The sequence below is a fragment of the Corallococcus sp. AS-1-6 genome (genome assembly GCF_020037015.1).
In the GTDB taxonomy this organism is placed as follows: Bacteria; Myxococcota; Myxococcia; order Myxococcales; family Myxococcaceae; genus Corallococcus.
The window spans coordinates 642,862-657,825 of record NZ_JAIQDE010000001.1; the positions used below are offsets into that span (position 1 = coordinate 642,862).

General features: G+C 71.9%; 13 protein-coding genes. 8 read left to right on the forward strand and 5 right to left on the reverse strand.

Annotated features, from left to right (window positions below; genetic code table 11):
- Nucleotides 1–338 precede the first annotated feature (338 nt).
- The 7 genes from pnp to purB all read left to right on the forward strand — a co-directional run bounded on the left by pnp (nucleotide 339) and on the right by purB (nucleotide 10,348).
- Nucleotides 339–2,495, forward strand: a complete 2,157-nt coding sequence (gene pnp, locus K8612_RS02720; protein WP_223739782.1) for a polyribonucleotide nucleotidyltransferase — start codon at nucleotides 339–341, stop codon at nucleotides 2,493–2,495.
- Between the two features lie 195 nt (nucleotides 2,496–2,690).
- Nucleotides 2,691–3,488, forward strand: coding sequence for a hypothetical protein (locus tag K8612_RS02725; protein ID WP_223761145.1), 798 nt, complete (start codon nucleotides 2,691–2,693; stop codon nucleotides 3,486–3,488).
- Between the two features lie 11 nt (nucleotides 3,489–3,499).
- On the forward strand, nucleotides 3,500–4,510 hold the full coding sequence (locus tag K8612_RS02730) for a M23 family metallopeptidase (RefSeq protein WP_223761146.1): 1,011 nt from the start codon (nucleotides 3,500–3,502) through the stop codon (nucleotides 4,508–4,510).
- Nucleotides 4,511–4,585: 75 nt separating this feature from the next.
- Nucleotides 4,586–5,041, forward strand: coding sequence for a dUTP diphosphatase (gene dut / locus K8612_RS02735; RefSeq protein ID WP_120568213.1), 456 nt, complete (start codon nucleotides 4,586–4,588; stop codon nucleotides 5,039–5,041).
- Between the two features lie 113 nt (nucleotides 5,042–5,154).
- Nucleotides 5,155–8,079: an SUMF1/EgtB/PvdO family nonheme iron enzyme gene (locus K8612_RS02740; RefSeq protein WP_223761147.1), complete on the forward strand. Its 2,925-nt coding sequence runs from the start codon at nucleotides 5,155–5,157 to the stop codon at nucleotides 8,077–8,079.
- The gene (locus K8612_RS02745) at nucleotides 8,076–9,038 is read left to right on the forward strand and encodes an ABC transporter substrate binding protein (RefSeq protein WP_223761148.1); all 963 of its coding nucleotides are present in this window, start codon (nucleotides 8,076–8,078) and stop codon (nucleotides 9,036–9,038) included. The genes K8612_RS02740 and K8612_RS02745 overlap by 4 nt, the downstream gene beginning before the upstream one ends.
- Nucleotides 9,035–10,348, forward strand: coding sequence for an adenylosuccinate lyase (purB, locus tag K8612_RS02750; RefSeq protein ID WP_223739777.1), 1,314 nt, complete (start codon nucleotides 9,035–9,037; stop codon nucleotides 10,346–10,348). Before K8612_RS02745 ends, purB begins: the two co-directional genes overlap by 4 nt.
- Nucleotides 10,349–10,372: 24 nt before the next feature.
- Here the strand turns inward: purB and K8612_RS02755 are convergent, their stop codons facing one another.
- Together K8612_RS02755 and K8612_RS02760 are read right to left on the reverse strand one after the other, a co-directional pair.
- On the reverse strand, nucleotides 10,373–11,329 hold the full coding sequence (locus K8612_RS02755) for a phosphoribosylaminoimidazolesuccinocarboxamide synthase (protein WP_223739776.1): 957 nt from the start codon (nucleotides 11,327–11,329) through the stop codon (nucleotides 10,373–10,375).
- Between the two features lie 78 nt (nucleotides 11,330–11,407).
- On the reverse strand, nucleotides 11,408–11,998 hold the full coding sequence (locus K8612_RS02760) for a hypothetical protein (protein ID WP_223739775.1): 591 nt from the start codon (nucleotides 11,996–11,998) through the stop codon (nucleotides 11,408–11,410).
- Between the two features lie 51 nt (nucleotides 11,999–12,049).
- Here K8612_RS02760 and K8612_RS02765 point away from each other — a divergent pair, with 51 nt between their 5' ends.
- Entirely contained in the window at nucleotides 12,050–12,790 is a 741-nt protein-coding gene (locus K8612_RS02765) for an RNA methyltransferase (RefSeq protein ID WP_223761149.1), read from the forward strand.
- A 37-nt stretch (nucleotides 12,791–12,827) separates the two neighbouring features.
- Here K8612_RS02765 and K8612_RS02770 read toward each other — a convergent pair whose 3' ends face one another.
- From K8612_RS02770 to K8612_RS02780, 3 genes are all read right to left on the reverse strand, one after another.
- Complete coding sequence (locus K8612_RS02770; RefSeq protein ID WP_223739773.1) at nucleotides 12,828–13,100, reverse strand: vegetative protein; 273 nt, start codon at nucleotides 13,098–13,100, stop codon at nucleotides 12,828–12,830.
- A gap of 150 nt (nucleotides 13,101–13,250) precedes the next feature.
- A complete protein-coding gene (locus K8612_RS02775; protein WP_223761150.1) occupies nucleotides 13,251–14,486 on the reverse strand; it encodes a S1C family serine protease in 1,236 nt (411 codons plus the stop codon).
- A gap of 152 nt (nucleotides 14,487–14,638) precedes the next feature.
- Nucleotides 14,639–14,926, reverse strand: a complete 288-nt coding sequence (locus K8612_RS02780) for a hypothetical protein (RefSeq protein WP_120568221.1) — start codon at nucleotides 14,924–14,926, stop codon at nucleotides 14,639–14,641.
- Between the last annotated feature and the right edge of the window lie 38 nt (nucleotides 14,927–14,964).

Sequence of the window (14,964 nt, forward strand, 5' to 3'; positions counted from 1 at the left end):
CGGTTTCAAGAACAGCAGTGCGGACGTGGGTGAAGGAGCTGGGCAAGGGAGTTGGTGGAGGCGGGCTCTTTTGGTTTCCGTTCAGACCGGCCGACCCGGAGTCATGGGTGGGCGGGTGTGATCAGGGATCAAGAGGTCCGGTCCATCCCTCCGGCGCTCCGCAACGGAGCCCGTTTCCGCAGTACAGGCAGCGTTCGTCTGGCATGTGCCTGCTTCAGGCCCTGGCGACCGCTCATTCCCAGAGGGCCCCTTTCCGGGCGGTCCCGGCCCCACGCACGTGGGCGGGCCGCGGCTGGCAAGGGCCCTCGCACGCGAAGCAGGCACAGAGGCCACACGACATGTTGAAGAAGAGCGTCAAGATTGGTGAGAACGAGCTGAGCATCGAGACGGGCCGCCTGGCCAAGCAGGCTGACGGTTCCGTGGTGGTCCGCTACGGCGACACCATGCTGCTCGTCACCGCGGTGAGCGCGCGGGAGAAGAAGGACGTCGACTTCCTGCCCCTCACGGTGGAGTACCAGGAGAAGCTGTACTCGGCGGGCCGCATCCCCGGCAGCTACTTCAAGCGCGAGGGCCGCCTGACGGAGAAGGAGACGCTGGCCTCCCGTCTGGTGGACCGCTCCTGCCGTCCGCTGTTCCCGGAAGGCTACGCCTACGAGACGCAGGTCATCGCGTCCGTCATCTCCGCGGACCCGGAGAACGAGGGTGACATCCACGGCATCACCGGCGCCTCCGCGGCGCTGTGGGTGTCGGACATCCCGTTCAACGGCCCCATCGCGGGCATCCGCGTGGGCCGCGTGGGCGGCCAGTTCGTGGCCAACCCCACGGCCAAGCAGCGCGAGCAGAGCGACCTGGACCTCGTCATGGCGGTGAGCCGCGAGGCCATCGTGATGGTGGAGGGTGGCGCGGAGGAGGTCAGCGAGGCGGACATGGTGGCGGCGCTGGAGTTCGGCCGTCAGAACGCCCAGCCCGCGCTGGACCTGCAGGACCAGCTCCGCGCGGAGCTGAAGAAGCAGGTCCGCGCCTACGACAAGGCGCCCACCATCGACGAGGGGCTGCGCGCCCAGGTGCGTGAGCTGGCGCTGGAGGGCGTGAAGGCCGGCTACGCCATCAAGGAGAAGGCGGCCCGCTACGAGGCGCTCTCCAAGGCGAAGAAGGCGGCGGTCGCGGCGCTCAAGGAGAAGATGGGCGCGGAGTTCACCCCGCAGGTGGAGAAGCACGCCAAGCAGGTCATCGAGGACCTGAAGTACGACCACATGCGTGAGCTCACCGTGAACGGTGGCCGCATCGGCGACCGTCCGCACAACGTGGTGCGCCCCATCACCAACGAGGTGGGCGTGCTGCCCCGCACGCACGGCAGCGCGGTGTTCACCCGCGGCGAGACGCAGGCGCTCGTGGTCGTCACGCTGGGCACCAGCGAGGACGAGCAGCGGCTGGAGCTGCTCAGCGGCCAGGCCTTCAAGCGGTTCATGCTGCACTACAACTTCCCGCCGTTCAGCGTGAACGAGACCAAGCCCCTGCGCGGCCCCGGCCGTCGCGAGGTCGGTCACGGCGCCCTGGCGGAGCGCGCGCTGCGCAACATGATTCCGGCCAGCGACTCGTTCCCCTACACGGTGCGTCTGGTGTCGGAGATCCTGGAGTCCAACGGCTCGTCTTCCATGGCGTCCGTGTGCGGTGGCACGCTGGCGCTGATGGACGCGGGCGTGCCCATCAAGGCGCCGGTGGCGGGCATCGCCATGGGCCTGGTGAAGGAGGGCGACAAGATCGCCATCCTGTCCGACATCCTCGGTGACGAGGATCACCTGGGCGACATGGACTTCAAGGTCTGCGGCACGTCCAAGGGCATCACGTCCATCCAGATGGACATCAAGATCACCGGCCTCACCACGGAGATCATGAGCCGCGCGCTGGAGCAGGCGCGTCAGGGCCGCGAGCACATCCTGGCGGAGATGGCGAAGACGCTGAGCGCGCCGCGCAAGGAGATCAGCCAGTTCGCGCCGCGCATCACGACCATCCAGATCCGTCCGGAGTTCATCAAGAACGTCATCGGGCCGGGCGGCAAGGTGATCAAGGACATCATCGCCCGCACGGGTGCCGCCATCAACATCGAGGACACCGGCCGCGTGGACATCGCCAGCGCGAACGGCGAGGCGGTGAAGGCGGCCATCGCGATGATCCAGGCGCTCACGCGCGAGGCGGAGATCGGGAAGATCTACACGGGCACGGTGCGGAAGATCGCCGAGTTCGGCGCCTTCGTGGAGCTGTTCCCGGGCACCGACGGCCTCATCCACATCTCCGAGCTGTCCGACAAGCGCGTGAAGAGCGTGTCGGACGTGCTGAGCGAGGGCGACGAGGTGCTGGTGAAGGTCGTCAGCATCGACAAGACGGGCAAGATCCGTCTGTCGCGCAAGGAGGCCATGGCCGAGCGCGCCACCGCGCAGGGCACGCCTCCCGTGGCCGCCGCCCCGGCGACGACCACGCCGGACGCGAAGGCCTGAATCCGGCCCCCGTGTAGCGGCCCTCCGTGAGGAAGGCCGCGACCGGAAACGCCCCGTCTCCTCCCGCCTCCGGGCGCGAAGGGGCGGGGCGTTGTCATTCGCGGGAGCAGACGGTGTTTTCGTCCCGGCGGGGTGGAAGCTTAAAACCCCGAGAGGGCCTCCCGCGTTGATGGGGGACCGCCCCGGAGGCGCTGCATGCCGGTCCACCCATCCAGTTCCTCGGAGCCTTCGAGCAGCTTCCTCACGGACCTGTCCCGGTTCCTGGGGGCGTTCCGCTGGGCGTTCATGCCGCTGGGCCTGCTCGCGCTGGTCGCGGTGGGCGTGCACGCTGCGGCGGACACGCTGGATGACCGGCTGCTCACGGCGGTGGACCGGTTGGACTCCGCGTTCGATGCGTGGGTGGGCCAGTTCCCCGCCTTCGCGTCGATGGTGGATTGGGTCTCCCTGGAGACGCGCACCCGGCTGGCGCGGGCCCTGGCCCTGGCCTGGGAGCTGGCGGCGGACCTGCTCCTGGCGCTGCCGGCGCTCGGCTACCGCGAGACCGACGCCGCTCGCCCCGTGGAGCCCTGGCGTCCGGTGACCACGTCCCCTTCGGAGGCCTCTTCGTGGAAGGCGCTGCTGCGGCGCTGTCTGCGGCGCCCCACGCCGATGCGGTGGGTGCGGCCGCTGGCCACCGCGGGCGTGGTGCTCGCGGGCGCGTGCACGGTGGCCCGGCTCGTCCAGGGCACGGTGTACCTGTCGTGGCGGCCGCTGTTCGGCGACGTGGCCTCGGACTGGGCGGCCCGGGGCCTGGCGGTGGCGGCGCTGTGCGGCGTGAGCGTGTCGCTGGGTTGGCGCGCGGTGCTGCGCAACCTCCAGCACGCGGACGCGGCGTGTGAAGCGGTGGGCTCGCGGCGGGCGTGGACTCGCGGGCTCGTGGGGTGCCTCGTGGTGGCGCCGCTGGGCTTCGCGGCGGTCTGGGACGCGGCCCCGGTGCTGTCCTTCCTGCGCTGAGGCCCTGACGCATGTTCGCTCGACGCGCACGGGGACTCCTGGACTTCACCTTCGCGCTGCTGTGCGTGTGGTGCGCGTACCACCACACGCCCGCGGGCGCGCTCTTGCGGCGCGCGGGCGCCTGGGCCTTCCACACGCGCACCACGGCCCGGCCGCTGCTCGCGTACTACGACGGCGTGAGCGGGACGTCCGTGCCCGTGCCCGCCGCGCTGCCGGCCGCGCTGCTCACGCGCGTGCCCACGAGCGCGGAGGCGCTGGCGTGGGGGACGCACTCGGCGCTGAAGTCCCTGGACCCGAAGGCGCGCGAGCCCTCGCTCGCGCTGGCGCGTGAGCTGGGCATCGCTCCGGAGACGCTGGTGGATCCGGTGAAGGGACCCGCGGCGACGCGGCGGTTGCTGGACGCGCTCGCCTCGGACTTCCCGCTGGAGGAGGCGCGGGTGACGGCGGTGTTCGCCGGGCGGGTTCCCGCGCGCTTCGCCCTGGAGCGGGTGGGCGCGGAGGGTGGAGCGCTCAGCCTGGAGCGCCTGGCGAAGCAGTTGCCCCCCGGCTTCGAGGGCTCCTCCGTGGGCGCGGCGCAGGCGCTGGCGCTGTCCACGGCGCTGATGCTCGGGTGGCCGGTGTCGGAGAGCGCTCCGGTGACGAGCCCCTTCGGCTATCGCGTCCACCCCACGCTGCGCACGCGCCGGATGCACACGGGGGTGGACCTGGCGGTGCGCTCGGGCACGACGGTGACGGCGGTGGCCGCGGGCGTGGTGCGCCGCGCGAGCGAGGACTCCGTCAACGGCCGCGTGCTGGTGCTGGACCACGGGCGGGGCGTGACGACGGCGTACTGTCACAACTCGGAGCTGCTGGTGAAGGCGGGCACGCGGGTGGAGAAGGGGCAGGCCATCGCGCTGTCGGGCAGCACCGGCCGGTCCACCGGGCCCCACCTGCACTACCAACTGGAGCTGGCCGCGCGGCCGGTGGACCCGTTCGGGTTCCGCACCGCGCTGCGCATGGCGGACGGCGCGACCGAGCTGTGAGAGGCCGGGTCACACGACCCGTGACGTTGGCGCCAGGAAGTAGAGGGGGGCCGGGGTGCGTGTTACGGCGGGGGCATGGACCCCACGCTGACCGTCCCCGTGCGCCGGGTGCGCTCGCATCCGGACCCGCTGCCCCTGCCGCGCCATGAGACGGAGCTGGCCGCGGGGCTGGACCTGCGGGCCGACATCGACGGGGAGCGGGTGCTCCAGCCCCTGGAGCGGATGGCGGTCCCCACGGGGCTGGCCTTCGCGCTCCCGCCGGGCTTCGAGGGCCAGGTGCGGCCCCGCTCGGGGCTGGCGCTGCGGCACGGGGTGACGTGCCTCAACTCCCCTGGGACGGTGGACGCGGACTACCGGGGGGAGGTGCAGGTGCTGCTCGTCAACCTGTCCAACACCCCCTTCACGCTGCGTCGGGGGGACCGGGTGGCCCAACTGGTGGTGGCCCCCGTGACGGCCACGGCCCTGCGGGAGGTGGAGGTGCTGGAGGTGACTTCCCGGGGGGACGGAGGCTTCGGGTCCACGGGCCGCTAGGGCCCGGCGCGCAACGTCGTTCCTCAATGGCTCCGGAGCGGGCAGAATGGAGCCCCCCGGCCGCCCGCCGGGGAGGCCGCCCCCCCGCGGCCCCGTTCTGGAGTTTCACTGCTTTGCTCTGCTACCGCTGCGGCAGCCATGTCCCCGATACGAGTGAAACCTGCGCCACGTGTGGCCAGAAGTTCGACGCGGCCGCGCGTCAGTCGGCGGGGGCGGCGCGCCGCAGGGGCGCGGAGGGCGCACCGTACAAGCCGGGCGACGTCGTCGCGGACCGCTACGCCATCCAGGAGGTCGTAGGGGCGGGGCCGCTGGGCTTCGTCTTCCGCGCCCAGGACCAGGCCATCGACGTGGAGGTGGCGCTGAAGGTCATCCAGCCCCGGCTGGTGCAGCAGCCGGAGGAGCGCACGCAGTTCGCGCTGTCCATGCGGGTGGGCAAGAAGCTCAACCACCCCAACCTGGTGCGCGTGTACGAGGAGGGCGTGGACGGGGACCGGCCCTTCTTCACGATGCAGCTCCTGGAAGGGCTGTCCCTGCGCCGGATGATGGAGCAGCGCGCGGCGAAGGGGCAGTTGTTCTCGTTGAAGGAAGTGGAGCCGCTGCTTGCGCAGATGGCGGCGGCGCTGGACGGGGCGCACCGCTTCGGGCCGCACTCGGACCTGAAGCCGGAGAACGTCTTCGTCCTGCCGGACATGTTGAAGGTGTCGGACTACGGGCTGGGGCTCGCGGTGCCGCACCTGCCCTTCGTGCAGGCGCAGAAGGGGCACCGGGCGGCGGCGTACATCGCCCCTGAGTACGTGAATGGCGCGGAGCTGGACACGCGCATGGACGTGTACTCGCTGGGCGTGTTGATGGGGGAGCTGGTGACGGGGCTCCTGCCGGAGGACGGAGGAGTCCCCGAGGTGTCGGTGCGGCATCCGGACCTGCCGCCCGCGTTCGAGTCGCTCTACCGGCGCGCGCTCAACGTGAATCCGCTGGCCCGTCCGAAGTCGGGCGGTGAGCTGCACGCGGAGTTCGCGGCGCTCTTGCAGCGGCACCCGGCCGCGGCGTCCAGGCAGCGCGCGGTGCCCGCCTCGGGTGCGCTGCCGCCGGCCGCGGTGGCCGCGCGCGCGGCGAACAAGCCCCTGCCGCCCGTGCCCACGGGCATGCTGCCGGTGGCGAGCGCGCCCACGCCGGCCGCGCCCATTCCGGCGGTGGAGGACGAGCCGCCCCCGGACGCGACGCAGCCGCTGGACGCGGCGACGCTGGCGGCCATCCTGGGGTCGAACGCGAAGGCGCTGGACTACATCACGGGGCCGGAAGCGCGCTCCGTGTCCGACGCGTCGACGCAGCAGGAGATGCGCGCGGTGGCGTCGTCGGGCCGCAAGGGCGCGGAGGCGTCGTCGCAGGACCCTCGGCTGCTGGGGCAGGCCCCCGACGTGGCGACGCAGCAGGAGGCCCGTGCGGCCTCGCGCGCGGCGGATGAACCGCGCGCGGCTCCCGCCAAGGCCGCCGAGCCGGTGATGCGCATCTTCGCGAAGGCGGAGGAGCCGTCGTTCCCGGCGGATCCGCGCGGCGCCCGCTCCGCGGAGGGCGCGGCCCGCGCTGGTGATTCCTCCAGCGACGGACGCGCGGGGGGACGTGGCGAGCCGTCCTCCGGCTCGGGGCGCGGTGATGCGTCGAGCGACGGGCGCTCCGGTCGTGGTGAAGCTTCGTCCGGTGATGCGCGCTCCAATGGGCGAGGCGATGCGTCCAGCGATGGGCGCTCCAATGGTCGCGGTGAAGCCGCCCTGGGCAACGGGCGATCCGGTCGCGGCGAGTCCTCCGCGAGCGACGGGCGCTCCGGTCGCGGCGAGTCCTCCTCGGGCGACGGACGCTCTGGTCGCGGCGAGTCCTCAAGCGATGGGCGCTCCGGTCGTGGCGACGCGTCTTCCGACAGCCGGTCCAGCAACCGCAACGCGGATGCATCCGCCACGGAGTCACGGTCTGGCCGGGGCTCCGACGACGACGAGCCTTCGGAGTCCCGTTCCTCCAGCCGCGGTGGCCGCAACTCGCGGGCCTCGGGCGCGGTGGCGTCGGTGAACTCGCGTGGCTCGGAGCCGTCGGGCCCCCGGGCCCCACGCGCCTCGGCGGCCCAGGGCGCGGTCCGCGCTTCCAGCGAGCACTCCACGGGCGGCCGCTCGCGCAAGGGCGAACCGCCTCCGGAAGTATCCGGTGTCCGCTCCTCCGCGCGCCGGCTGCCGCCTTCCACCTCCGGCCTGCACACGCTCCCCACGACGCGGGCCACCCAGGCGAAGCCGGCCCGCTCCGGCCCCAGCTCGATGGTGTGGATGATCATCCTCGCGGTGGCCGGCGTCGTCTTGGGCGCGGGCGGTGGCTACCTCTACCTGCGCGTGCGCCAGGCCCAGGCCGCGAAGAACAGCCCCACCTCCGCCACGCCCGGGACCGCCGCTGCGGCGGACGGCATCCTGGCCACGGGCTCCTGTCCGGCCGGCATGCGCCTGGTGAGCGGCGGCAGCTTCAAGAAGGGCTCGTCTCCGGAGGACCTGCAGGCGTCCGGCTCCACCGACGAGATGCGCATGGACAGCGTCATGGTGGAGTCGTTCTGCGTCGACGAATACGAGTTCCCCAACCAGGCCGGCAGGAAGCCCCGCGTCTCCGCGACGTGGCTGGACGCGAAGGCCGCCTGTGAAGGGCTCGGCAAGCGGTTGTGCTCCGAGGAGGAGTGGGAGAAGGCCTGCAAGGGCCCTGGCAACGCGCGCTTCTCCTCCGGCGACGAGCAGGCCCAGACGGCCTGCAACACCGGCACGACGGCCGCGGCCCGCCCCCTGGCGCCCTCCGGGGCCTTCCCGTCCTGCCGCTCCGGCTACGGCGTGGTGGACCTGTCCGGCAACGTCGCCGAGTGGACCTCCTCCAACTTCCCCGACTCCGCGGAGATGATCATCAAGGGCGGCGCCTTCGCCACGTCCGGCGACACCGCCCGGTGCTCCGCGCGCCGCCGGGGCGCTCCTTCGCTGAAGGCCACGGACGTGGGCTTCCGCTGCTGCCAGACCGCGCCGTGAGGACGACGCTCCGGAGGCTCGCGCTCCTCACGCTCCTCCTGCCCGTCGTCGCCCTCGCGCAGGCCCCCTCGCGCGGCCCCACGCGGCCCCGCGTGGTGGCCGTGAAGTCCTCGAGCCTGGCGCCGTACGCCTCCTTCCTCGCCGGCTTCACGTCCGAGGCCCGCGCGGACGTCACCGAGCTGACCCTGGAAGAGAGCCCCACGGAGGCCGCGCGCGTCTTCAAGTCGCTGGCCGCGCAGAAGCCCGCGCTGGTGCTCGCCCTGGGGCCGCTGGCCGCCAACGCCGCGCGCCGCTCGCTGGGCGAGGACGTGCCCGTGCTCTTCGCCATGGTGCCGTACCACGAGAAGTACGGCCTGGAGGCGCCCCACGTCACCGGCATCGCGCTCACCAGCGACTTCGGGCCGGAGCTGGCCGCGCTCAAGGCCGTGGCCCCTGGCGCCAAGCGCGTGGGCATCCTGCATGACCCGCGCTCCTCGGCGGGCGCGGTGGCGCAGGCCCGCTCCGCTGGCGCGGGCCTGGGGCTGACCATCATCCCGCTGGCCGTGGAAGCGCAGGAGCGGGTGGGCGAGGTGCTGGAGGCCGCGGCGGGGAAGGTGGACGGCCTCTTGATGGTTGCGGACAAGACCGTGGGCAACGCCTCCGTCGTCCAGGCGCTCATCGCCTTCAGCGCCTCCCGCAAGGTGCCGCTGGTGGCGCTCACGGCCAGCCAGGTGAAGGAGGGCGCGACGCTGGCGCTCGCGCCGGCCCCGCTGGCGCTCGGTCAGCAGGCGGGGAGGCTGGCGAATCGCATCATCCACGAGAAGGTCGACCCCGGCGCGCTGGCGGTGGCGCGGCCCGAAGGCCTGGACCTCTCGTTCAACCTCACCGCCGCGAAGAAGTCAGGTCCGTCCTGTGACGTCGCGCTGGAAGTGCTCCGGTTCGCGGCGCGCCGGGACTTTGCCGTGAAGGTCTACGAGTGATTCCACGCTACAGCCGTCCCGAAATGGCCTCCCTCTGGTCCGACGTCGCCCGCTACCGCCGCTGGCGCGACGTGGAGCTCGCCGCCCTGGAGGGCATGGTCGCGCAAGGCCTCGCCCCCAAGGAGGCGCTGGCGGACTGCCTCGCCCGCGCCGGTGACTTCACCGAGGCGGACGCCGCGCGCATCGAGGAGATTGAGCGCACCACCAAGCACGACGTCATCGCCTTCCTCACCTTCGTGGAGGAGCGCGTGGGCCCCAGCGCCCGCTGGCTGCACCTGGGCATGACGTCCTCGGACGTGCTGGACACGTCGCTGGGCCTCACCCTGCGCGACTCCGTGGACCTGCTGCTCAAGGGCATGGACCGCGTGATGGCCGCGGTGGAGAAGCGCGCCTTCGAGCACAAGCACACGCTGCAGATGGGCCGCAGCCACGGCATCCACGCGGAGCCCATCACCTTCGGGCACAAGCTGGCCATCTGGTACGACGAGCTGCGCCGCGGCCGCACGCGCCTCCAGCACGCGCGCGACACCATCGCCGTGGGCAAGATCTCCGGCGCGGTGGGCACGTTCGCGCACCTGCCGCCGTCGGTGGAGGAGCACGTCTGCCAGAAGCTGGGCCTGAAGCCCGCGCCCGCCTCCAGCCAGGTGGTGCAGCGCGACCGGCACGCGGAGTTCTTCACCGCCATCGCCCTGGTGGGCGCGAGCCTGGAGAAGTTCGCCGTGGAGATCCGCCACCTCCAGCGCACGGAGGTGCGCGAGGCGGAGGAGCCCTTCACGCCGGGACAGAAGGGCAGCAGCGCCATGCCGCACAAGCGCAACCCCATCCTGTCGGAGAACCTCACGGGCCTGGCGCGCCTGTTGCGCGGCTACGCGGTGAGCGCCATGGAGGACGTGGCGCTGTGGCACGAGCGGGACATCTCGCACTCGTCGGTGGAGCGCGTGATTGGTCCGGACGCCACCATCCTCCTGGACTTCATGCTCCACCGCTTCGCGGGCCTGGTGGAGAACATGCGCGTCTACCCGGAGCAGATGAAGAAGAACCTGGACCTGCTGGGCGGCGTGGTGAACTCGCAGCGCCTCCTGCTGGAGCTCGCGCGCAAGGGCATGGACCGGCAGGCCGCGTACGTCGTCGTCCAGCGCAACGCGATGAAGATGTTCGAGGAGGGCGTGGACTTCCGGCAGGCCCTGCTCAACGACGCGGACCTGCTCAAGATGATGACGCCCGAGGAGGTCTCCGACTGCTTCTCCCCGGGCTACCACACGCGCCAGATGGACGCGGTGTTCCAGCGCGTCTTCGGCCGCGCGAGCTGAGAAGCGCGGCCTCGGGCGGGGGGCCTAGAGGTAGCCCTTCGCCCGCAGGTGCCCTTCGATGCGCGAGTGCACGTCCCCGGGCGTCAGCGCCAGGGACGTGCCGGTGATGCGCTCGTAGGCGGCCACGTACTTGGTGGCCAGGTCCACGCGCACGTCGTCCGGGATGGCGGGCAGCGCGCCGTGGCCGGAGAAGTTCCGCTCGCGGATGAGCCACTGGCGGATGTTCTCCTTGTCCAACATCTTCTGGTCCTCGCCCCGGGCGAAGCGCGCCTCGTACTCGTCCGCCACCCAGTAGCGGCTGGAGTCCGGGGTGTGCATCTCGTCGATGACGTAGAGCTCGTCACCGACCTTGCCGAACTCGTACTTCGTATCCACCAGGATGAGGCCGCGCGTGCGCGCCCACTTCTGGCCCTCCAGGAACAGGCCCCGGGCCGCCTCCGTGATGCGGGCCCAGTCGCGCGGCGTGGCCAGCCCGCGCGAGAGGATCTCCGCCTCGGAGATGGGCTCGTCGTGCTGGCCGTACTCGGCCTTGGTGGACGGCGTGAGGATGGGCGTTTCGAACGCGCTGTCCTTGCGCAGCCCTTCCGCGAAGGGCACGCCGTAGGCGGTGTGCGTGCCCTTCTCGTAGTCGCGCCACAGGCTGCCCGTGAGGTAGCCACGCACCACCACCTCCACGGAGAAGGGCTGGCAGGCGCGCGCCACGGTGACGTTCGGGTCCGGCACGTCCAGCACGTGGTTGGGGACGATGTGCTTCGTGCGGTCGAACCAGAAGGCCGCCAGGCGGTTCAGCACCTCGCCCTTGAAGGGGATGGTGGTGAGCACGTGGTCGAACGCGGAGAGGCGGTCGCTCGTCACGAGGATGAGCGTGTCGCCCTTGCGGTACGTGTCGCGAACCTTGCCCTTGTAGGGCGTGCCGAGCGACGGCAGGTCCGTCTGGCGAAGCGTGTGGGTGAGTTGCGCGTGGAGGGCGGAGGTGTTCACGTCGGAGGCGCCTCGCGGCCCCGGCCACTGACCGCCGGGAAGGGGCGGGAGCGGGGCCAGCTCATGAGGCGCGCGACTCTACTGGAGGCCCGCCGCCATGGAAGCAGGACCGTAGGCCGTTGCCAGATAGAGGAACGCCGGGTTGATCCGCAGGATGCCGTCCACGTAGGCGACCGCATACGGCGCGCCCGCCGCCCGGTCCACCCGCACCGCGCCCTCCGGATGGACGCCCCAGAGCGCCAGCAGCGTGCGCGCCACCAGCTCCGCGGCCTCGCGCTCCGACAGGCCCTGCAGGCTCTCCCGCCGGTCTTCCGGCCAACGGTCGCCCGTCCGCGCGTCGAAGACGAACTGGAGGCCGCTGCCCGCGTCCGGCGGCTGGAGCAGGTCCGCGCGGGGCTCGAAGCCCGGCGCCGCGACGAACTCGGTGCCCTGGATGATGGGGAAGAGCGCCACGCCCTGCGCGGACTGCCCGGCCTGGACCTCCGACTGGCGCGCGATGTCCCGGAAGAGCTCCAGGCGGACGGCCGGGGACTCGAACTCCACCACCTCCGGCGAGCTGCTCAGCGCCTGCCGCGCCGTGAGCGAGGAGCGCACGGGGGCACCCGTGCCGTCGCACGCGGTGGTGAGCAGGGACAGCGACAGGAGCAGGCCAGGGACCCAGCGACGCATCAACGGGAATATACCGATCACGCCGACGCACCACCAGCTAAACTCCGGTGCATGCGTCCAGGTGCGGAGCTGACTGTCGTCCTTCATCAGACCCGTTCACCCGACAACCTCGGTGCGGTCTGCCGGGTCATGGCGAACTTCGGTTTCGAACGTCTCATCCTCTCGGAACCCGTCGTCCAGGACTTCAGCCTGGCGGAGAAGATGGCCGTGAAGGGTGGCCACATCCTTTCGGGCATGCGCGTCACACCCACCCTCCAGGAGGCCCTGGAGGACTGCGTGTACGTGGTGGGCACCACGTCGCGCACCCAGGTGGAGAAGCGCACCGCGCTGACGCCCGAGGACGCGGCGCGGCGGCTGGCGGAGGAGAGCACGCGGGGGCGGGTGGCGCTGCTGTTCGGCGGCGAGCAGCGCGGGCTGTCCGACGAGGACCTCACCCACTGCCAGGACCTGCTCGTCATCCCCACGTCGGACGTGCAGCCGTCCATGAACCTGGCGCAGTCCTCCGCGGTGCTGCTGTACCTCTGCCACCGGCAGGGGCTCACGTCCGCGCCCGCGCTGCCCCCGGAGGAGGAGGCCGGCGCGCGGCTGGGGACGCTCAACGCGCTGAGCGGGCGCATGCGCGCGGCGATGCTGGCGGCGGACTTCCTCAACCCGCAGGCGCCGGAGCATGTGCTGCACGAGCTGGAGCGGACGTTGATGCGTGCGAGGCTGACCCAGCGCGAGGCGGAGCTGTGGCTCAACGCCTTCAAGCACCTGGGCCGCGCGGTGGCGCCGGGGACCTCCCGCGGTTGAGGCGGGGGGCCGGCGCCACGCGAACAGCCGGGGCGACTTAAGCCGCCGCTTCCTTCTTGTAGGTCTCGGCGAAGTGCTTCTCGCACAGACCGGCCTTGGGGCCGACCTTGGCGCGGCACTCCGGCTTGGAGCACACGCGGTAGCGCGAGTGGGGCAGGTCGCCCTGGCGCCACTTCTTGAAGTGGAAGAAGCAGTAGTTCTTGGCGCGGTAGGGGCGCTTGCAGCCCTCCACGGTGCACGCCTTCTTGCCGCCGCCCTTGGCGGTGCGCGGCCAATGGGTGGGCTTCGTCGTCTGGGTGGCCTCGGCCATGGTACGGACTCTCCTGCGAAACGATGCTTGAAGACCCGTGACGCCACCTGTGGGTGGATCCGCCACGATGTGAAGGCGGACGGTGTATCGCCGGGTTTCGCGGAACGCAAGGAGCCTGGAGGCCCGCCAGGGCCCTGGAGGCCCCAGCCGTCAGGGGGCAGCCAGGCCGTCCTCGGCCTTGGGAATGCCTCCGGAGCGGCTTGACGGGGTGCGCGGCACCGGGGAGAGCAGCTCCTCCAGCACGGAGCGGGCTCCGGCGGCACGCTCGCCCGGCGTGCCTCCCGAGGCCAGCGTGGACGGCGGCGCCTCCACCAGGGGCAGGTCCTCCAGCTTCACCTTCACCGTCATGGGGCGGCCCAGCCGGCGCAGGTGGAGCCGGATGTGCTGGCCCACGCCGCGCGCGGCCACCTGCCAGCGCAGCGTGTGGGCCCGCTCCACGGACAGCCGGTCCATGTTCAGGATGACGTCGCCGGTGCGCAGGCCCGCGCGGGCCGCGGGGCCGTCCTCCACCACGTCCGTCACCACCACGCCCCGGCCGCGGGGGTTCAGGTTGAAGGCCTGCGCCACCTCCGGGGAGAAGTCCTGCACGCTGATGCCCATCCACCCGCGGCGCATGCGCCCGTGGGCCTTGAGCTGCGGAATCACCGTCTTCGCGATGTCGATGGGGATGGCGAACCCGATGCCCTGGCCGGACACGTTCACGGCGTTGGCCACCGCCACCACGTCGCCGTGCAGGTCCAACACCGGCCCGCCGGAGTTGCCCGGGTTGATGGAGGCGTCCATCTGCAGGTAGTCGAAGTCGCCGTCGCGGCCGTTGGGCGTCACGTCCGTGCGGCCCACGTAGCTCACCACGCCCACCGTCACGGAGTGCGCCAGCCCGAACGGGTTGCCGATGACGACCACCCAGTCCGCGATGCCCACGTGGGACGCGGACGCCAGCTTCAGCACCGGCAGCTTCCGGGGCGCGTCCACCTTGAGGAGCGCGCAGTCCGTGCGCTCGTCCTCGCCCACCACCGTGGCGGGGAACTCCTCCACGTAGCCGTTGGCGCTGCGGATGGAGATGGTGACCTCCGAGGCCCCGTCCACCACGTGCGCGCTGGTGAGGATGTAGCCGTCCGGGTGGATGATGAACCCGGAGCCGATGCCGCGCTGGGGCTCCTCGCCCGGGGCCACGTCCGCCAGGTCCTGGCGCGTGGTGATGGACACCACGGCCGGCATGGCCTTGCGGGCCACTTCACTGATGTTGGAGTGCTGCCGGGAGACGGCGCGGTTGCGCGACTCCAGCCACAGCTTCCCGGGCGGGCGGGTCCCGGCGCTCGCCGCCGTCCCCAGCGCGCACGCCAGCACCGCCAGTGTGATGCCGCCCCCGAACCGCGTCCAACCCATGGGCCCCGCCTTCCCACCACCGTCCAACCCAATGCCCCGGCGCAACCTAGGCACGGGGTGGGGCGGGGGGAAGGGGCAGGCCGGCGATCAGCAACCGGCCCCGCGGGGACCCATGGCCGCCGCGGCGCCGGCTCCGGCGCCTACTTCGGCGCCTACTTCTTCTTGGCGATGATGTCGTTGATGGCCGCCCGGTCCTCGGCGGTGATGCGCTCGCGCGGGCCCGCCGCGTTGGCGGACTTCTGCGACACGGCGCCCTTCGCGTCCTCCAGCGCGTCCCCCACGCTGCCCTTCACCTTGTCCAGGGTGGAAGGGTTCACGGTGCGCTTCCAGGTGCGCTCCATGTGCTCCAGGGGGGAACGGCCATCCACGTTGCCCCGCGCCAGGAAGACGCCCAGACCCACCGCGCAGGTCGTCCAGACCAGGAACTTCAACACGCCCATGATTCACATCCTCCTACGTCGTCTTACATTGGCCCGGG